Source organism: Candidatus Vicinibacter proximus (assembly GCA_016713905.1).
GTDB classification, from domain to species: Bacteria; Bacteroidota; Bacteroidia; order Chitinophagales; family Saprospiraceae; genus Vicinibacter; species Vicinibacter proximus.
The window spans coordinates 1,756,933-1,778,339 of record JADJOE010000003.1 but is presented as its reverse complement, the minus strand read 5'-3'; the positions used below and the strand labels follow the sequence as shown (position 1 = coordinate 1,778,339).

Annotated in this window: 11 protein-coding genes; 4 read left to right on the top strand and 7 right to left on the bottom strand. The window is 38.9% G+C overall.

The window, feature by feature from the left end; genetic code table 11:
• The first annotated feature begins 156 nt into the window (after window positions 1-156).
• The 3 genes from IPJ83_15650 to IPJ83_15640 all read left to right on the top strand — a co-directional run bounded on the left by IPJ83_15650 (window position 157) and on the right by IPJ83_15640 (window position 6,141).
• Window positions 157-2,457, top strand: coding sequence for a hypothetical protein (locus IPJ83_15650; protein MBK7881973.1), 2,301 nt, complete (start codon window positions 157-159; stop codon window positions 2,455-2,457).
• A gap of 127 nt (window positions 2,458-2,584) precedes the next feature.
• Window positions 2,585-3,304: a hypothetical protein gene (locus IPJ83_15645; protein ID MBK7881972.1), complete on the top strand. Its 720-nt coding sequence runs from the start codon at window positions 2,585-2,587 to the stop codon at window positions 3,302-3,304.
• A 107-nt stretch (window positions 3,305-3,411) separates the two neighbouring features.
• Complete coding sequence (locus IPJ83_15640; GenBank protein MBK7881971.1) at window positions 3,412-6,141, top strand: 2-oxoglutarate dehydrogenase E1 component; 2,730 nt, start codon at window positions 3,412-3,414, stop codon at window positions 6,139-6,141.
• Between the two features lie 47 nt (window positions 6,142-6,188).
• Here IPJ83_15640 and IPJ83_15635 read toward each other — a convergent pair whose 3' ends face one another.
• Genes IPJ83_15635 through IPJ83_15625 form a run of 3 tightly spaced genes read right to left on the bottom strand, consistent with a single transcriptional unit; the run spans window position 6,189 to window position 11,128 of the window.
• On the bottom strand, window positions 6,189-7,871 hold the full coding sequence (locus tag IPJ83_15635; protein MBK7881970.1) for a T9SS type A sorting domain-containing protein: 1,683 nt from the start codon (window positions 7,869-7,871) through the stop codon (window positions 6,189-6,191).
• A 43-nt stretch (window positions 7,872-7,914) separates the two neighbouring features.
• The gene (locus tag IPJ83_15630; GenBank protein MBK7881969.1) at window positions 7,915-8,781 is read right to left on the bottom strand and encodes a DUF4249 family protein; all 867 of its coding nucleotides are present in this window, start codon (window positions 8,779-8,781) and stop codon (window positions 7,915-7,917) included.
• Window positions 8,782-8,785: 4 nt separating this feature from the next.
• Complete coding sequence (locus IPJ83_15625) at window positions 8,786-11,128, bottom strand: TonB-dependent receptor plug domain-containing protein (protein ID MBK7881968.1); 2,343 nt, start codon at window positions 11,126-11,128, stop codon at window positions 8,786-8,788.
• A gap of 182 nt (window positions 11,129-11,310) precedes the next feature.
• Between IPJ83_15625 and IPJ83_15620 the strand changes: the two genes are divergently transcribed.
• Entirely contained in the window at window positions 11,311-12,222 is a 912-nt protein-coding gene (locus IPJ83_15620; protein ID MBK7881967.1) for an EamA family transporter, read from the top strand.
• A gap of 2,340 nt (window positions 12,223-14,562) precedes the next feature.
• On the opposite strand, the gene IPJ83_15615 is transcribed toward IPJ83_15620, so the two are convergent.
• The 4 genes from IPJ83_15615 to IPJ83_15600 form a co-directional block, all read right to left on the bottom strand.
• Window positions 14,563-17,943: a methylmalonyl-CoA mutase family protein gene (locus IPJ83_15615; GenBank protein MBK7881966.1), complete on the bottom strand. Its 3,381-nt coding sequence runs from the start codon at window positions 17,941-17,943 to the stop codon at window positions 14,563-14,565.
• A gap of 200 nt (window positions 17,944-18,143) precedes the next feature.
• Window positions 18,144-19,016, bottom strand: coding sequence for a hypothetical protein (locus IPJ83_15610; protein ID MBK7881965.1), 873 nt, complete (start codon window positions 19,014-19,016; stop codon window positions 18,144-18,146).
• A 173-nt stretch (window positions 19,017-19,189) separates the two neighbouring features.
• Window positions 19,190-19,570: a hypothetical protein gene (locus IPJ83_15605; protein MBK7881964.1), complete on the bottom strand. Its 381-nt coding sequence runs from the start codon at window positions 19,568-19,570 to the stop codon at window positions 19,190-19,192.
• Window positions 19,571-19,703: 133 nt separating this feature from the next.
• Window positions 19,704-21,023 (bottom strand): hypothetical protein, encoded by a 1,320-nt coding sequence (locus IPJ83_15600; GenBank protein MBK7881963.1) that lies wholly within the window; start codon window positions 21,021-21,023, stop codon window positions 19,704-19,706.
• Between the last annotated feature and the right edge of the window lie 384 nt (window positions 21,024-21,407).

Here is a 21,407-nt window from a genome sequence, read left to right as displayed (position 1 = left end):
CTGTACAAGAACAACAACAAATAATTAATGCCCAAAAAGTTGAGATAGAACAATTAAAGAGTAAATTAATTCAATTGGAAAATTTGGAGTTAAGGTTAAGCCAATTGGAAAAATTAAACAAGTAAATATTGAACAGTAATTTGAAATATAATCATCATGAATAAAATTCTAAAATATAAAAATTTATTGCTTAGAATACTTTGTGTGTTCGTAATATTGGGTTGGACAAGCATTGGCAAAGCTCAGGCACCAAACGGACTAAATTTTCAAACCATCGTCAGGGACAACACCGGCAAACCTTTAAATGGAAAAAACGTTAACATTCGATTTTCAATTCTCAAAGGTTCAGGAACAGGTGTGCTGATTTATTCAGAGGAACATCGCACCATAACCAATGAGTTTGGCCTGGCAAATGTTTTGATTGGATATGGTTTTCCAGTGGCAGGAAGATTTGATCAGGTCGATTGGTCAAATGGAAGTTTCTTTCTAAAAACAGAAATTGATCCTAATGGGGGAATAAATTATGAGCTTTCAGGAGTTTCTCCTTTTCTAAGTGTGCCTTATGCTTTGTATGCTGAAAAAACAAAACTTGAAGCGGGACCTGGAATTCAAATTTCAGGAAATAGAATTACCAATATCGGAGATCCTGATCCGAATGATGATTTGAAAAATGGCTCTTCCGTTTCAGGAGATTTAAACGGGACACTTCCTGCACCGAAAGTAGTTGCTTTGCAGGGCAGGTCTATTCAGGACATAAATCCATTAATCAATCAGGCTCTGATTTGGAATGGGTTCGGATGGATTCCTGCTCAGGTGGATAATGATCCTGCTAACGATGTTACGATAAACAGTGCCTTTAGTGGAGATTTGTCCGGAACTTTTCCTTCACTTAAAGTGGCTGGACTACAGGGAAGGTTGGTTCAGGATGTGCAACCAATGACTAATCAGGCACTGGTATGGAATGGCAGTCAATGGGTTCCTGCCAATGTGGATGTTGATGCTACAAATGATCTTTTGATCAACAGTGCGGCAGCCGGCGATTTATCAGGATCGTATCCTGCACCAAAAGTGGTTAAATTAAATGGATATCCTATGAGTACCACAACACCTGATTCAGGCGATGTGTTGGTTTTTTCATTGGGAGAATGGAAGCATTTACCTTTAAGTACAGTCCCGGGAGGCGGTTCATCTGTTTGGAAAAAATCAGGGAATGAGGTTGTTTTGGAGGATCCTGTAAATGTCCAAAAAGTAAATGCATTCAATGCCAGTTATTTGACCCAAAATCAACTCATCACCGCAAAAGGTTCTGACAGTACCTATGTCTCACCTATTGGAATCAACATGAGTAGGATGATTGGAACAACGAAGTCAAAAACCATTTTGAATCCAGGAGTATTCTCCATGAACAGTGGTGCCAGTTATTTGGTAGGGATTAATTCTTTTGAATTGGGCAGTCCATACGCAGAAATGGAGTTTTGGAATTACGATCCCATGGATAAGTCCATTAGGTCATTTTTAAATCCTTATGAAATACATTTTGATATGGCCTCACCGGATCGTGGTTCTCACCTGTTTGCCAATGAGTTTGAAATTTATAGAAAAACCAAAGACGCACCGTTAGAATATTCCGGAGTGGACGTGAATGACAGTACACTCGTGTACTACAATGGAAGTAAATCTATAGTTTCCCTTTACAATGCTGCAACATGGGGAGGTGGAATTCATCTGTATGATAAATTTGGAAAGGAAAGAATTAATATGACTTCTCTGGTAAGTGATCAGACGCAACCTTATTTCAGTCTGTCTTCTGCAAAAACTAATCGTGAGGTAATTGAGTTGCTAAGTACGAGTTCTACCGGGGAAATGTATATCGGCAACTCAAACACCAACCAATTAAATGTATATGCAGGTTACAGTAGTGTTGGTCCTAATTATCCTTTTTTGGGAATAGGCGATGGAGCAGGTGGAGAATCTGCAGGTATGTATTTGAATACATTCGGTCAGGGAGTGGTGTTTGGCGATGTAAAAAGTTTTAGAATGGATGATCCTCTGGAAAGTGGTCAGGAAATTTGGTATGCTTGCGTAGAAGGACCCGAAGCCGGAGCCTATGAGCGAGGCAGTGGAGAATTGATTAATGGAGAAGCTTTTGTTTCTTATTCGGATCATTTTAAAAAAGTAGTCAATACACAATCTGTCACCGTTCAATTGACACCTGCATTTTCGGATACTTATGGTATTGCAGTGGTGGAGAAAAATGCGAATGGATTCAGAGTAAAAGAATTGAAAGGTGGAAAAGGAAATTTTAATTTTGATTGGGAGGTTAAAGCAGTAAGAAAGGGATACGAAAATTATGAAGTTTACCACAAAAAGGAAACATTAAGAGCAAAGCATGATTCAAAAGGTATCAAAATAGAAGAAACAAAAGACTTTATACCACAAGCAAAAAGACCAAAATAAACATTGATCCCATGTTCCATTGAATCAACAAGCTGTTAAGTCGGGGATTCGTCGAATTCCCGATTTAATTTTTTTAGCACAATTAAAACAGGGTTTGGTTCGTTAGCATTGTCTAAAATTTTCCAATATGAAAAGTATAATTTTATGTGCGTTTACTTGTTGCGTATTTTTTAATTTGCATGCACAAAATTTTTTGCCGGCATTTGATTTATTTTCAAAAAATAAACCATGTTATATTACCTTGAAAGATGGCTCTAAACTAGAGGGAGAAATGAATCAGCTGGATAGGAGGAAAGGGCTCATCGAAGAAATTACCATCAAAACTGCTGATAAAAAGAAACATGAGCTGGAGGCAAAGGACATCAAAGAGATGTATCTGCCTGCAAGCGGCTTCCAGAAATTAATGGATATGGACAATGCCATGATGAATGTAAAAACCTATTCCGGTGAAATCGATATGGAACATATCAAGAAAGGATATGCCTATTTTGTCAGCACAAAGGTTATACTTAAAAAGGAACCTGAAGATTTATTAATGCAGGTGGTGAATCCGGGTTTTTCAGAAAGAATATTGGTTTTTCATGATCCTCAGGCAGCAGAAACAGCATCTGTAGGTATTGGAGGTTTTACAGTTGCTGGTGGTGATGATAAGTCTTATTTTATTAAAGTAGGTGAAGCTGCAGCGTACAAGCTCAAAAAGAAAGATTATGCCGATGCTTTTCCGGTATTGTTCAAAGACTGTCCTGAGATACTCACCAAATACGGTAAAAAACCGATCTGGACTGATTTTGACACTCATGTTTACGAATGTACCAGCGGCTTGTCTAAGGACACACCTAAAAATTAAGGAATAGAGATTCTTGTTCGCATCAGTGAACAAGGCGGTGCATTTTATGTTTTTTTGCAAGAGTTGGGAAAGTGGCACATCAAGCCCTTTTTAACAAATCGCAAATTATGAAAGACTTTTCTTTTTTGGCTAATGCCCATCCGGCATTCCTTGAAAACTTATATCAGACCTGGAAATCAGACCCTAATGCGGTAGAAGCAGATTGGGGACTTTTTTTTAAAGGATTTGAATTGGGACGACAAGAGGGCGGAGATTCAGTTACCACCTCAGGAAATGGTCAGATCCATAAGGAGTTGGCTATTTTGTCGCTTATCCATGGGTATAGAAACAGAGGACATCTATTGTCTGACACCAACCCCATAAGGCCCCGCAGGGACCGCAAGGCCCACCTTAGTCTTCAGGACTATGGATTGACGGATGAGGACATGAACGTTCCTGTGCAGGCAGGAAAAGAGCTGGGGTTAGCTAATGCAACCCTCGAAAGGATTCTTGACCATCTGGAAAGTATTTATTGCCGTAAAATTGGATTTGAAATTTCCCACATTGAAGACCGCGAAAGAAGAATTTGGCTTCAAAATAAAATTGAATCCCGACCATTGTCTGCTTCGGATTATGGTTTAGGATTAGCACAAAAGAAAAGAATTTTAGAGCGTTTGAATGGTTCTGTGATTTTTGAAAAATTTCTTCACACCAAGTATGTGGGGCAGAAAAGATTTTCCCTGGAGGGAGGCGAAAGTACCATTCCTGCTTTGGATGCATTGATTAATTCAGGCGCTGAATTGGGGGTTGAGGAGGTGGTCATTGGAATGGCACATCGGGGAAGACTTAACGTTTTGGCAAACATCATGGGGAAGACATATGAACAGATTTTTAGCGAATTTGAAGGAACTGCAGTGCCGGACCTTAGTTTTGGTTCAGGAGATGTGAAATATCATCTTGGGCTGTCTTCACAAATTAAAACCACCTCTGGTAAAATGGTGCAGCTAAAATTGGCTCCAAACCCCTCACACCTCGAATCCGTAGATCCAGTTGTGGAGGGATTGTCCAGGGCCAAGGCAGATTTGCTCTACCAATCTGACTACGACAAGATACTACCTATATTGATTCACGGTGATGCTGCGGTTGCTGGTCAGGGAATCGTTTACGAAACCTTGCAGATGTCTCAGTTGGAAGGTTTTTATACAGGAGGAACCATACATTTTGTGATCAACAATCAAATTGGTTTTACCACTGATTTTGATGACGCAAGATCCTCTACCTATTCCACAAGTGTGGCAAGTTTGGTTCAGGCGCCTGTTTTTCATGTCAACGGTGATGACCCGGAGGCTGTGGTGTATGCGTCAGAATTAGCAATCGCTTATCGTCAGGAATTTAATGCGGATGTTTTTATAGACATGGTCTGTTACCGAAGACATGGACATAATGAAGGGGATGATCCTAAATTTACACAACCTGAAATGTATGACATCATACAAAATCATCCCAATGTCCGAGACCAGTATATTTCCGTATTGACTAAGAGAGGAGAAGTGGAGAAAAAACTTGCGGAAGAAATGGAGCAAAACTTCTGGAATTTACTTCAGGAGAGATTGGACCAGGTAAAGCAAAATCCACTTCCTTACAGCTATCAGGAACCTGAGTTAGCCTGGAGGGCCCTACGTAAAAGGGTAACGGCAATGGATTTTGAACACAGTCCGGTTACGGGTATTTCATTGGATAAATTTGATTTTTTGTTGGGTAAGTTACTCAGTACGCCAGATAATTTTAATGTCTTGCCTAAAGTCAACCGATTGATTACCTCCTGGAAAAAAATGACCGACAGCAATCAGTTTGATTGGGCCACCGCAGAACTTATGGCTTATGCAAGTTTGCTGGAAGAAGGTAAGAATGTCAGATTAAGCGGACAGGATGTTAAGCGTGGTACATTTTCACACCGGCATGCTGTGTTGTTTGATGAAGAGAACAATACAGAATACAACAGACTTTCTTCCATTTCAGATCGACAAGGAAAGTTCTTTATCTATAATTCTCTTTTGTCTGAATTTGCGGTGCTTGGATTTGAGTATGGATATTCTCTCGCGACTCCAAATCATTTGGTCATTTGGGAAGCACAGTTTGGAGATTTTGCCAATGGCGCGCAGGTAATTTTTGATCAGTATATTGCCACTGCTGAAGTAAAATGGAACAGAATGACTGGTTTGGTTCTATTGTTGCCTCATGGTTATGATGGTCAGGGTCCGGAGCATTCTTCAGGAAGATTAGAAAGATATCTTCAGGCAGCAGCCGAACTTAATATCATAGTAGCTAATGTTTCCACACCGGCCAACTATTTTCATTTGTTGAGAAGACAATTGAGTTTCGATTTCAGAAAACCTTTAATTGTAATGTCTCCCAAGTCTTTGTTCAGACTTCCAAAGTGTATTTCAAGTCGTGAAGAATTTTTAGAGGGCAATAATTTTAAAGAATTACTTATTCCTGATATCAAGGACAAGAAAGCGATTCAAAAAGTTCTCCTATGTTCCGGTCAGGTGTATTATGATCTATTGGCCTACCAGGAGAAGAACAATATGGAAAAAGTGATGATCGTCCGTTTAGAACAACTTTACCCTTTTCCGGAAAAGCAACTGGAAAAATTGTGCCATGATTTTTCAAAAGCTTCATTCCATTGGGTGCAGGAAGAGCCGGCCAATATGGGCGCTGCAAACCATCTTAGAACCCACTGGACTTTTGGTCCCATTAATTACATTTCCAGACCAGCCAGTGCATCTACTGCCGTCGGTTATAAAAAAGTACACGATGCCCAACTTATTGAGTTGGTAGAAAAGGCCTTTAATTGAATTTAATCTTGTTTAAAGCTTTTTTACAAAGACAGAATAAAGCAAAACTATTTTTGAACGATCAATTTTTTAATGAACGATTGATTTTTAGTTTTGATTTGCACAAGATAAACGCCAGGTAAAATTCTTCCATCTCTCATGGTAATGAAATTTGCGCCTGAAGTCATTTTGATTTTGTTATTTAATATGGTTGCACCTTGCGTGGTAATAATGCTCAATTGAGCATCCTGATTCCTTTCTGAATACCAACTTAGATTTATCTCTTCCCTTGCTGGATTTGGCAGGATATCGAAATGATTAATTTCATTTGTAGGATTTGAAGACTGTGTAACCAGTTCGTAGGTAGTAAAATCATTGGTAAATACTTTTTGGCTGGAAAGAGAAGTGTTGAACAACAGATTATTGTTCTCGTCAAATAATCTTGCTGTACCATTCACACTAACGTGACGATTGTTTATGGATAATTTGTAACATCTGTCTTTATCCAGTGTAAGCGGATAAGATTTTAAAGTATTATTTGCAAAAGGTCCATCTTTAAGGATGACAATTCCCGCGTCATCAGAAAGTTCAAAACTGATCAAATCCGGTTTGGATAATGGTTTGATTTCAATCCTTGAATTTAGCGTTGTTGCCGGAGGTGCTTCAAAGGCAATGTCCAAAATGTTGTTGGCTGGATCGACATCCGGATTGCCATTTATTTCCACAGCTACCACATGGATAGAATTTCCACTCTTGCGGATAAAAGGAATTTCTAATTCACCAAGGGCAATCGTCTTTTCTGCAAGATAGGCTATGTTACCGGTCCAATTGTATTCTGAAACAGGACCGTTGTTGCAGGAATAACGAAACAAAATTTTTGTGATTGGAGTATTTCCAATGTTCATGAAATTAACCGTCGGAAATGTTTTGGTGGCACAAATTGTTTTTATCTCTGCAGTATTGCTGGGTGTTCCGGATCTTAATACCAAATCAATTCCCTGAGTTTGTGGAAAAGTTACCTCTGTATTAGCGGCTTGCAAGGCTTCTTTGGTAAGGTCATTTTGAATAAACGCAGCGACCTCTAAATTTTTAAAATCATAGAGATTGTTAAATTTGTAATTGAAATTGTAAACTCTTGTGTCTCCTTTTATGGTGAGATCTGCAATTACCGTTCCGGCCGTACCTGGAAGAAATTTCTTTACTACATGAAAAAACTCTTTTTCTCCGTTAGTTCCAGGAGCTTTAGTAAAGCGAATCACTTTTTCCATTACCACTACCCGCAGGACAGGTCTTCCGACCATTGCATCGGTAAGTTTCACTTTTACTTCCACATCCAATTCATTAATGCCCGCATTTAGTTTAGGAATTATTTCCAGGTCATAATTAGATGCCGCTTCAGCAGCTTGTTGCAGCAAATCATCCGTAACACTAATGGATGGGGTCAACTGGACTTTTTTTCCTTCCAAAAATCCGGAGGGAACTGCATTCGTCCCATAATAGCTGACTCTGTTGGCTACTTCGGACGGATTGTCTTCGTTCATTGGATCATATCCAGGCCAACTCACCTGGTGGGTAATTTGAACTACTTTATCTTTATTTCGGTCCAATATTGGATGGAGAACTGGATTTACCGATGCACAGGGTGGGCAGGATGCCTGGGTAAAGTGTTCATAGAGTGCCTTTTTAGGAGATTGGGCTGATAAAGCAACAGAGATCATCAGACAGGCAAAGACAAGTAGATTTGTTTTCATATTTAGCTGGATTGTATAGTTGTCCAAAAATATGATAATTTGTCTATATCCTGATCAGGTATCTGGTTTTATTTGACAATCCAAAAATCCCATACCCATTTTTTATATTTTGGTGAATGGTAGTCGGCTCTGCAAATGGATTGCCATTACTGTAAGAAGACCTTATTTTTGAACTTTCAAACAAATAGTAATCTTTGCTTAAATTATGACAATCTAGGAGTATTCCTATAAGTTTATATCCGGGATCATAGCTGTATGTCCTGAAGATCAACTCATATTCTTTGCCATTAAAAAAATCATCTTTGATGATTTCGCCATCCGTACGTGATAAATCCACAGCTTCCATAAATCTGCTTTCGTATTGAATGTTGGTACTGTCTTCCTCCAAATCGTAGACATAATATGCATTTACCTTGTAGTAGTTATGGGATGCAGCGTCATCTTTAATTCTGATCTTGAAAAAATCATAATACGACTGGTCGAATCCTTTTACGAGCGAATCTCTGATGAATTTGACGTTGAGAATATTAATGGAGTCGGGCATTGTCTGAATGGATTCCAAGACTGCTTTGTCTTGAATATTTAATTTGAGGTCCACCACATCACCTGCTGCCAAAGGAAAGGAAGGTATTTTCCAGGTTCCTTTTCCTATTTTATAATTGCCATATAGTTTTTGATTAATCGACAATTGCAATTGACTTGAGTCAACGGGCTCAGGAGATTTTTCCAGGATTCCGACAGCATCAGATACAAGTATGGAATTTCCGTTTTCATCATTTGCCCATAAAGCTGTCATGGCATAACCAGGCGGAAATTTATCTACTTCAATTTCAACATCTTTGTAAAAAAAATCCTGACAAGAACTCAACAACACAAAACTGAAAACTAAAAAAAGATATATAGATTTCATTGGATTAAAATTTAAATTGGTAACTGATATTTGGGATGAGTGGAAGTAATGCTACTTGTTTAAATACCGTTTTGTATTCTCTGCCATCATATTCTCTATCGGTAGTGATAAAAAATGGATTTGCTCTGGCATAAGCGTTGTACACACCAAAGACCCAGGCCTCTTCGAATTTTTTTCTTTTCTGACGATATTCAACACTCAGGTCTAATCTGTGATAATGAGGCATCGTATATCCATTTTTTTCTCCTTGAATTTCAATTTCAAAATTATAGAAATTAAAAGGATCGAAAGTTTGATATTTTAATAATGGTAGGGTGATGGCATTTCCTGTGGCATACTGCCAACTTCCCGATATGGCCCACGTTTTGGTAATTTGGTAATTGGCCACAATTTCAAAATCATGTCGGCGATCATATCGGAATCTGTATTTATTGCCGCTGTTGATTTCGTCAAACTGACGATAATTCCAGGATAAGGTGTAACCAATCCAACCGTTGAATTTGCCTTTTTTCTTTTGAACAAAAAATTCCATGCCATAGGCTTCGCCTTCTCCTTGCGTAACTCGGTCTTCCCACGAACTGTTCCCTTCAAAAAAGCTGGCTCCTTCTTTATAGGAAAGTACCCGATTCATTTTTTTATAGTACGCTTCTACACTGCATTCATAGTCTTCTTTAAATACTTTAACTAAACCCACGGCTGATTGCCAGGAGTTTTGAGGTTGAATATTTTTTGTGCTTGGAACCCAAAGATCGGAAGGAAGTCCTGCGCCTTCATTCGTCAATAGATTGATGTATTGTGTCATCGTCGCGAAAGATGCCTTTACTGTAAAATCATTGCGAAGCAGATATCTTGCAGCAATTCTTGGTTGGAGGGAGGTAAAGAATTTTTGTTGAACATAAAAGCCACTCGTGTGTACACCAAGATTCAATCCCAGGCTACCAAACCGCATGTCGTCTTCTGCATAAAGAGAAGACTCAGTAGCCCAAAGTGAAGCATCTCCCAGTGTTGTATCAATGGCTGAACCAAAAACATTGCTCTTGAATTGTGAGGCGCCCGGATTATATCTATGTCGGATGATTTGACTTCCAAACTTAACGGAATGATTGGGAAGTGGCGCATAGTCAAAATCCGTTTTAAGGGTGTAGTCTTCTATTCCACTTAGATAAACGGCAGAAATGGCTTCTTTTTGTTTATTGGTTTGTTCCTCATATCCGGCTCGAAAATTAAATTGGTATTTACTGTAATTTAGGGAAGTGTTGGCGAATAATTTTGGATTGATGTTGTAGTTCCAGCGCAAGGCAGTCGTAATATTTCCCCAGTCAATTCCGGCATCTGTTTTAGTGTAGTCCGTACCCACTTCCTTTGACTCAATACCTGTTGAAAACAAGTCTTCTCCCAGATAACCACTTAGATAAAGTCTGTGTTTCGGATTAATAATCCAATTCATTTTGGCATTCAGATCATAGAAATGCAATCCTAAATCAACCTTTTCTTCATCTGTTTGAGAGGCAGCCAGAAATGGTGCTGCGATTACGTCCAGATAGGTTCGTCGTCCTGAGATCATGAAGGAGGCTTTGTTTTTAACTATAGGCCCTTCCAGCGCCAATCTTGAAGAAATAATTCCAATCCCTCCTTCGCCGTGAAAACTTGTCATATTTCCTTCTTTCATGTTTATTTCAAGAATGGAAGAAAGTCGACCACCATATCTTGCAGGAAAACCTCCTTTAGTGAGGCTGACATTTTTTAAAGCATCCGCATTGAAAACCGAAAATATTCCACCCAAATGGTAGACATTGTAGACCGGGGTGCCATCCAGTAAAATCAGATTTTGATCAGGACTTCCACCACGCACGTACAATCCGCTCGTTCCTTCCGAACCTCCATTTACACCGGGAAGTAGTTGCAAAGCTTTCAATACATCCACTTCGCCAAATAACGCAGGTACTTTTTTTATTTGTTCAATAGGAACATCGATGGTGCTCATGCGCGTCGATCTTTCAATTCGTTCTTCTCTTGAAGATACAATTTCCACTTCTTGTAAGGTGAGTCCCTGATTGAGTTGAATATTGATTAATGTATCCTTATTTAAGACAAACTCTATTAATTTTTCTTCATACCCTACGTACGCGCATTTGAGTTTTATTTTTCCTTGTTTTAAGGAAAGTGAATAAAATCCATAGTTATTTGAGTTGGCTCCATCCAGACTTATCATGTCAAAAATACTTGCGGCTATTAACTGTTCGCCTGATTTTTGATCGGTGACCGTACCATGCACAGTAAATCTTTGCGCCTGTATAGTTGGGATAAATATGGTGAAAAGAATCACCGCAGCTAACATTCTGAACATACTTCGTTTTATAACCTTTTTTAAGATTATCAAAACGGCATTTCGTTGCAAGTATTGTGTGATTTTCTTTTCATAAAAGTTAAATAACGAAGGGTGCTTGATATATTATGCATACTCAGCTAATTTGATCAACCTTGGATTGGTAAATATAATGGCTATCTTTGCCGGCCAGAATTTAAAAAATGTCAGAAAAAAAGCCCGATCTTTTTGCATGGTCGCTGTTAATCATACTCACCATCATTTGGGGATTCAGTTACTATTTTATCAAACACAGTTTGGTGTCTTTTAATCCAACTCAGGTGGCCAGTCTACGAATGTTTTTTTCTGCGATTGCGTTGAGCCCTTTTTTATTAAAAGCCATACGGATTATTCCTCTTAAATATTTTGGTACTATTTTTTTTGTAGGACTTATAGGATCCTTTTTACCTGCCTTTCTATACCCTTTTGCGCAGCAAAAAATTTCCAGTTCGCTTGCCGGTATTGTGAATGCATTCACCCCTATTTGCACTTTTGCCATTGGCGTAATGTTCTATGGAATTAAAAATGATCGCATCAAACTTACCGGAACCATTCTGGCATTGGCAGGAGCTTTTTGTTTGATATTGTTAAAGCCCAATGCGGAATTAAAAGCAGATGGCTTTTATTTGATAGTAGCATTTACAGTTCCTTTTTTCTATGGTTTAAACGGGAACATCATCAAGACACGGTTGGGAGATTTTCCTGGCCTTCAGATGACCGCACTGATGTATGTTTCTTTATTGGTGCTATGCATTCCAATTGCCTACATGAGTGGCGCATTCCATCAAATTCCAGTTGCCATATCGCAGGGAAATGCATTTTATCATTTGTTGGCATTAAGTGTTCTGGGTAGTGCCGTAGCAATGGCTCTGTTTAACGTTTTGATTCAAAGGGTCCATGTTTTATTTGCTGCCAGTGTGACTTATCTGATGCCCTTGGTTTCATTGGTGGTCGGATGGATGGATGGCGAGAGTCTCGCATGGAATGACCTGCTTGGTTTTAGCTTTATATTGCTTGGTGTGATGATTATGAATGGGATAATAAATCGATTTAAAACGACAGATGAAAATAAGTAATTGGAATTAATTGGGTGTGTTTACATTTTGATAAAAAAATTCTGCTGTTTTATTATTTTTAAATTTTCTAATTCTTATTCTACTTTAATTTACGAGTATAAACTTCAATTTTAAAATTAGCACATTATACTATAGTTATTAATCCTGCCCTACCATTTTCAAATTAACACATTTTCAAATTTTCTCATTTCTCATAATGTTCTTGTTCCTGGTCAATCATGTATTCCATTTTCAAATTAACTCATTTTCAAATTAACTCATTTCTTCCTCCCACTTTGTGCGGCTCTGTTTAGCTTGGCATTATCGTTTAGTAAAAATGGTTTTTCAAATTAACTCAAAATACCTGAGTTATCGATCCTGTCCTTCCATTTTCAAATTAACTCATTTTCAAATTAACTCATTTCTTCCTCCCACTTTGTGCGGCTCTGTTTAGCTTGGCATTATCGTTTGGTAAAATTGGTTTTTCAAATTAGCTCAAAGTACCTGAGTTATCGATCCTGTCCTTCCATTTTCAAATTATCTCATTTTCAAATTAACTCATTTCTTCCTCCCACTTTGTGCGGCTCTGTTTAGCTTGGCATTATCGTTTAGTAAAAATGGTTTTTCAAATTAACTCAAAATACCTGAGTTATCGATCCTGTCCTTCCATTTTCAAATTAACTCATTTCTTCCTCCCACCTTGTGTAGCTCTGTTTAGCTTGGCATTATCGTTTGGTAAAATTGGTTTTTCAAATTAGCTCAAAGTACCAGAGTTATCGATCCTGTCCTTCCATTTTCAAATTATCTCATTTTCAAATTAACTCATTTCTTCCTCCCACTTTGTGCGGCTCTGTTTAGCTTGGCATTATCGTTTGGTAAAATTGGTTTTTCAAATTAGCTCAAAGTACCTGAGTTATCGATCCTGTCCTTCCATTTTCAAATTATCTCATTTTCAAATTAACTCATTTCTTCCTCCCACTTTGTGTAGCTCTGTTTAGCTTGGCATTATCGTTTGGTAAAATTGGTTTCTCAAATTAGCTCAAAGTACCTGAGTTATCGATCCTGTCCTTCCATTTTCAAATTAACTCATTTTCAAATTAACTCATTTCTTCCTCCCACTTTGTGCGGCTCTGTTTAGCTTGGCATTATCGTTTAGTAAAAATGGTTTTTCAAATTAACTCAAAATACCTGAGTTATCGATCCTGTCCTTCCATTTTCAAATTAACTCATTTTCAAATTAACTCATTTCTTCCTCCCACTTTGTGCGGCTCTGTTTAGCTTGGCATTATCGTTTGGTAAAATTGGTTTTTCAAATTAGCTCAAAGTACCTGAGTTATCGATCCTGTCCTTCCATTTTCAAATTATCTCATTTTCAAATTAACTCATTTCTTCCTCCCACTTTGTGCGGCTCTGTTTAGCTTGGCATTATCGTTTAGTAAAAATGGTTTTTCAAATTAACTCAAAATACCTGAGTTATCGATCCTGTCCTTCCATTTTCAAATTAACTCATTTCTTCCTCCCACCTTGTGTAGCTCTGTTTAGCTTGGCATTATCGTTTGGTAAAATTGGTTTTCAAATTAGCTCAAAGTACCAGAGTTATCGATCCTGTCCTTCCATTTTCAAATTATCTCATTTTCAAATTAACTCATTTCTTCCTCCCACTTTGTGCGGCTCTGTTTAGCTTGGCATTATCGTTTGGTAAAATTGGTTTTTCAAATTAGCTCAAAGTACCTGAGTTATCGATCCTGTCCTTCCATTTTCAAATTATCTCATTTTCAAATTAACTCATTTCTTCCTCCCACTTTGTGTAGCTCTGTTTAGCTTGGCATTATCGTTTGGTAAAATTGGTTTCTCAAATTAGCTCAAAGTACCTGAGTTATCGATCCTGTCCTTCCATTTTCAAATTATCTCATTTTCAAATTAACTCATTTCTTCCTCCCACTTTGTGCGGCTCTGTTTAGCTTGGCATTATCGTTTAGTAAAAATGGTTTTTCAAATTAACTCAAAATACCTGAGTTATCGATCATGCGATTCAATTTTCAAATTAACTCATTTTCAAATTAACTCATTTCTTCCTCCCACCTTGTGTGGCTCTTTATCTTAAGGATTTATCGGTAGGCAGCGATATTTTTTCACTCGTGGTTTTCTACAAGCCATAAACCAAGTTTTCTTGGGGAAAACCTGGTTTATGGTTCGCCATTCTTGAGCCACCTTGTGTGGCTTTGTATCTCAAGGTTTTATCGGTAGGCAGCGATATTTTTTCACTCGGGGTTTTCTACAAGCCATAAACCAAGTTTTCTTGGGGAAAACCTGGTTTATGGTTCGCCATTCTTGAGCCACCTTGTGTGGCTCAAGAATGGCTCACATATTACGTCGATATTTTCCGCCGACAGCGTAAAGTGCGGTGGTGATTTGTCCCAGAGAACAACTCTTTACTGCTTCCATCAGATGATTGAAAATATTGTCGTGGTGGACAGCAGCTATTTGCAAACTGCGAAGTGCGGCAGCAGAAATATCTTCGTTGACCTTTTTAAGATTTTCAAGAGATTTGATCTGATCTACTTTTTCTTCTTCAGTAGCGCGTATTACTTCTTTGGGCAAAATGGTTGGAGATCCATCTTTGGACAAAAATGTATTGACTCCAATCAGTGGATACTCTCCGGTATGTTTCAAGGTTTCATAATATAAACTCTCTTCCTGAATCTTGCTTCTTTGGTACATGGTTTCCATCGCTCCCAACACTCCACCCCGCTCTGAAATCCGATCAAATTCTGATAACACCGCCTCTTCTACCAAATCCGTCAGTTCTTCAATGATAAAAGATCCCTGAAGCGGATTTTCATTTTTAGCCAGACCCAGTTCGTTGTTAATGATTAACTGAATGGCCATGGCTCTTCTTACCGATTCTTCAGTAGGTGTAGTGATCGCTTCATCGTAGGCATTGGTATGCAACGAATTGCAATTGTCGTAAATCGCATACAAGGCCTGCAGGGTAGTGCGAATGTCATTAAAACTTATTTCTTGTGCATGCAGAGATCTTCCGGATGTTTGAATATGGTATTTGAGCATTTGAGAGCGTTCATTTGCTTTGTATTTATGCTTCATCGCCTTAGCCCATATTCTTCGCGCCACTCTGCCGATCACTGCATATTCAGGATCTACGCCATTGGAAAAAAAGAAGGAGAGGTTTGGTGCAAAATCATCAATGTTCATTCCTCTCGATAAATAATATTCCACAAAAGTGAATCCATTGGAAAGCGTAAAGGCCAATTGTGAAATTGGATTTGCACCCGCTTCCGCAATGTGATAACCACTGATGGAGACAGAATAAAAATTGCGCACTGCATGGCGAATAAAATACTCCTGAACATCCCCCATCAGTTTTAATGAAAATTCAGTAGAGAAAATACAGGTGTTTTGTGCCTGATCTTCTTTAAGAATATCCGCCTGCACGGTGCCCCGGACCGATTTAAGTGCTTTCGCTTTCAACTGATGGTAAATGTCCTGATCCAGAACTTCATCTCCGGTAAGACCTAATAACATCAAACCAAGTCCATTATTTCCGGGAGGTAATTCACCGACATATTTTGGTCTGGGTAAATTTTTATCATCGTATTTTCTTTTAAATGCAGCTTCAACTTTATTCTGCAAATTATTAGCCTTGATATATAGCTCACATTGTTGGTCAATGGCCACATTCATAAAGAAAGCACAGATGGTTGCAGCGGGACCATTGATGGTCATACTCACCGAAGTCCTTGGATCACACAGGTCAAATCCACTGTACAATTTTTTGGCATCATCCAGCGAACATATACTTACACCGCTGTTTCCAACTTTACCATAAATGTCCGGACGATAATCTGGATCCTCTCCATATAAAGTTACGGAATCAAATGCGGTGCTTAACCTGTTAGCTGGCATGTCTACACTGACATAATGAAATCTCCTATTGGTTCGCTCCGGGCCACCTTCTCCGGCAAACATTCTTGTAGGATCTTCTTCTTTTCGTTTAAATGGAAACACACCGGCTGTATAAGGGAATTCTCCCGGAACATTTTCCTGAAGGGACCATCTGAGGATATCTCCCCAGGAGCGGTATTTTGGCAGTACAACTTTTGGGATTTTAGTGAGCGAAAGTGAAAGCGATTTTGTAGCCACTTTTACTTCTTTGTCGCGCACTTTGTAGATGTATTCATCGGCAGCATAGGCTTTCTTTTTATCCTCCCAACTTTCCAACAATACTCTAACTTGTCCGTCCATATTTATTTTGACGGATTCGATTTTACTTTTTAGTTTGGTTTGTATGGTTTCATCCTCTTTCATCCATCGGACAGATTCATCCAGAGATTGCCATTGATGCGCGAGGGAGGATTGAGTGTTCACCCACTCATCATACTTTCTGTTGTTTTCAGAAATTTCAGAGAGGTATCTCGTTCTTCCTGGAGGAATGATGTAGATTTTTTCCGATTCTCCAGTTGGGATATCAATGGTGGAATTCAGATCGCTGCCGGTTTTTTCTTTAATCAGTGAAATCAGCGATTTGTACAGGTGGTTGGTTCCAGGATCATTGAATTGAGATGCTATCGTTCCATAAACAGGCATTTCGTCCGGTGATTTATCCCACCATTGTTTGTTCCGCTGATACTGTTTGCGGACATCACGAAGCGCATCCTGTGCACCTCTTTTATCAAACTTATTGATGGCCACAATGTCTGCAAAATCCAACATATCTATTTTCTCCAATTGCGTTGCAGCACCATATTCAGGCGTCATCACATAGAGGGAGACATTACTGAAATCGACTATTTCCGTATCACTTTGCCCAATGCCAGAGGTTTCCAAAACGATTAAATCAAAATTGGCGACCTTGAGAATCTGAAGAGCATTTTTGATGTGGGGAGAAAGTGCAAGGTTACTTTGTCTTGTAGCCAATGAACGCATATACACCCTTCCGCCATGAAACTCTGGATGAATGGCATTCATGCGAATGCGGTCACCTAAAAGTGCTCCCCCGGTTTTTCGTTTGGATGGATCAACAGAAAGAATGGCTATGGTTTTTTCCGGAAAGTCCAGTACAAATCTTCGGATGAGTTCATCCACCAAACTGGATTTTCCTGCTCCACCGGTCCCTGTGATTCCAAGTATGGGAGTTTGTACATCTGATTTGGGTTTGCCAAGGCTGCTGATCAACGCATCTGCGTCCTGAGGAAAATTTTCAACGGCTGAAATTAAACGGGCGATAGCTCTAAAATCCCTGTTGCCAAGCGCTTTTACTTCCCCATTAATGGAGCTTCCTGTTTCAAAATCACATTGAGACAATAAATCATTGATCATTCCCTGTAATCCCATATGGCGTCCATCATCCGGACTGTAAATCCGATTTATGCCATAGGAATGCAAGTCTTCAATTTCTGAAGGTAAAATGGTTCCACCTCCGCCTCCAAAAAGCTTGATGTGTCCACATCCTCTTTCTTTGAGTAGATCATGGATGTATTTGAAAAATTCGTTGTGTCCGCCCTGGTAGGAAGTAATCGCTATGCCTTGGACATCCTCCTGGATGGCTGCATCTACAATCTCCAGAGCAGATCTGTTATGACCAAGGTGAATGATTTCAGCACCACTGCTTTGCATGATCCTGCGCATGATGTTAATGGCAGCATCATGGCCATCAAAAAGGGAGGCTGCTGTGAGAATACGAATTTTATATTTGGCCTGGTAGGCGATGGAAGCCTGAATCATGTGGTTGCGTTTTAGGCATCAAAAATACGAAAACTCACCCAAAGCATAGGATTAGCTTATCCCGAATTCATTCCAACTGGTTAATCCACCTTTGAAGAATGAGGCATGAAGGTTCCTAAATGCAATCCAAGATTAAAAAAATGGGAAGAAAGAAAATAATTTGGATTCTGAAATTCTTTCCAGATTTCAGAAATACGGGGTCATTCTTTTGGTTTGGGTTTAGACAAGGTAAACACCCTGCTCAGGTTAAAACCAAAGCGTATATCACCTTTGCCAACATCACCGATGGTTTCAGCAATAAAAGCGCGTTCAAACATGCCCGTTGAGTTTGTGAAATGCAATTGGAATACATGTCCACCTGTCTCAATATCAAAACCCAAAGAAATTGAGTTTTTAAAATCCGGAGCCAATTGATCAGGAAGTACATAAATATATTCGGCGTTGATGGATATTCGCTTGGTGATCTTTTGGCGGAAACCTGCGCCAAGTGCATACACATCATTTTTTTCTGCACTCGTTGCCACCAGATTCCTGTGCACTACGGTTGGGGTTAATTGAAAGGAGAATCCTTCTGAAAATTTTCTGGCCAGCAGAACCTGAAAATGATAACTCAATCTGGAAGAAAATAAATTGTTTCGATCCGGCTCCGGCCATCGGTTTGTTTTAATGGCGGATCCTGCCACAATACTTGCTGAGAGAGGCATCTTTTTTTGACCCGATGACTGTCTGAGTAATTTAAATTTAAGATATCCGTCAATTGTTTTTTCATAATTACTTCTGCCTACTCCGATTTGTAAACGATTGGTCACCCCATAGTCAAATCCGAATCGCATAGTAGCCTGGTCTATTCCAAAAAATTCTTCAATTCCCCCGTTCAGGTAGCCAAAACGATGCTGAATTTTAAAATCCAACACGCCGCTGGCAGTATTTTCAATCGAGTGTAGATTAATGATTCGGTTGGTTTTAAAACTGGCTATGGTGTACGAAGTGGTCTCTTCCTCGCCAAGCATTTGAAGTAATTCCTCTTGCGCACTTAATTGTAATGAGAAGAAAATAATGAGGTAAGGCGTCAGAAAGAATTTAGATTGAAATGTAGACTTCATAATCCGGGATTGATGGATGAAAAGGTTAGCGGATATTTATGTTGTAGGCATTCATCAACAGAAGATGTGTAAACAGATCGTGAATGCGATAAAATACATGCCTAATTATTTTTATTGGAACTCACTTTACGCTGAATGCAGCATTAATTATTTTTAATCCCTTCCTTGATCCAGGTTTCTATCAATTGGATCTGAGTACCGGCCAGTTTGGATCCTGCCTTGGGCATTGGACTGAATCCATTCAACTGCTTAATGGCCCCCAACAATGATCCACCTGAAGCATAAGGTCTGATTTGGTCATATCCCTCCAGATTAATATTTCCTTGTCTAATACCACTTGCGTGACAACTTTTATTGCAGCTGTTGTCAATGAGCGGAACAATATCTTCTGAGTAAGAAATATTTGTCAAAGGGCCGGAACCGGATGGATACAAATTTTCTTCATTGTCATAAAAACAGGAAGACAATGAAAAGTTGAGTAGCAATAAAACCAATAATAAGGGGAAGTTAAAATTTGATTTCATAAAATTGAACTTGTAAAAAAATCCATCTGCTTTATAATTGAATTAAGGATGAGCAGATGGGTACGTATGTTTTTGGAAGAAGAAACGGGCTAAAATTGCCCGTTTCAAAAATTCTTTTTAATGTATTTGTTGCTTAGTTGCAACCCATATCTTCTTTAGACAATGGGTCATTGTTTGGAAAACACAACCCCGACAATACTCGCTTTGGTTTGTATCGCAGCAGATTCGGATCCCTGAGTCCATTTGTTAGAAATGCGGTTAATTGGGTTACTTCATCCGGAGTAAGCCCAAGTGGTTGCAAGAAAGGGTGGAGTTGTTCTTTTGGAACGCGCGGATTTTCAGGAATTCCATTATTGAAATACTCTACAACCTCTCTCAATGTTTTCTTGGTACCACCGTGGAAATAAGGTCCGGAGTCACCAAGGTTGTACAACTGAGGGGTTCGGAATTTAAACATGTCTTCCGGTCTTCCGGTGAATCCGCCACGTCCTAGATTTCTTCTATCGGAAGGACCTGTTTTGAGTCCACCGTTTTCATATAAATCCTTTAAGCCCAACGCGGCAAAATTCATTGAACCCAAATTCTTTTCATGGTGACAGGAAACACAATTGGCTTTTCCGAAAAACAAAATGGCTCCTTTCTTTTCCTCCTCATTCATCGCATGAAAATCTCCTTTAAGCCAGTTCTGGAATGGAGCCTGGTCGGTTGTAATGGATCTCAAATAAGCAGATATTGCGAAACTGGCAGTTTTTCTATTATACCGATCTGCCTCAGGGATGTCCGGAAATGCCTTGTCAAACATATCCTTGTACCCATTTGCGGCTACAATTTCAGGAGTGTATTGCATTCGATGCACAATAAGACCTTCAATGTTCTGGCCTTCCAGTGTACCTAATCTTTCTTTATTTCTGGCAGTTCCCGGGTCAAATACACCCCACATATTTTCAGTACCTATATTTACACCTTCTGAACCGAAGGATCCATTCCACATGGAATTTTCTACAAAAGCTGTATTGATGGTCGCGAGCGGCCTGGCACCCTGGGCATCTATGCTATCAGCAGGATATATCGGAGATTTAAAACGATTTTCACCATGGAATCCAAATCCAAGACCTCCATCTGCTATCCCCTGCATCCTAGCAGGTCTGAAACCTGCTTCTACAACGTGGCAGCTGCTGCATGTAAAAGTGAATCTGTTGGCATGGTTCTTTGATTCGTTTGCAAAGGCAGGCTCAAAGTAAAGGAGGTTGCCAAGTTCAATTTTTTCCTTGGTTAAGGGATTTGAGGGTGATTGTGGTATTTTGTCATACTCGTGACTTGCAGGGAGTTTATAGGCTTCAAGATTGCCGATAACTTTGACGAGCTCCTGATCTGTGGAATCCATGCCTTCGTGCTGGCATGCCATTGCTATAGTCAAAATTCCCAACAAGGTGAAAATGGTCAGCTTTTTCATTTTGTTGAATTTGTTTAGACCACAAAATTATAAACTAATTATTAAATTTAGCAACTTAATAATCTATACATTACAATAATTTTTAATATGAGTTTGAAATGGATGAAATAGTTGATGAAATGCATCAATTAATTGATGAAAGTTTTAGCGTTGTAAGGTATGTGTACACCCAATTGACCTGTTGATTTTGTAAGCCCTCACCAAAGAATTGCAGAATAACTTGTGGATATGAAGTTGAAATATCTAATATATTAATTATTATTACTATATAATTTATTTATAATCAATTAAATATATTTTATTTTTAAATTCATTGCATACTTGCCAATTGTTAAAGTTCTTCTGATCCCAAACAAGGTTCTCCAATTCGTGTTTCTTTGTCTG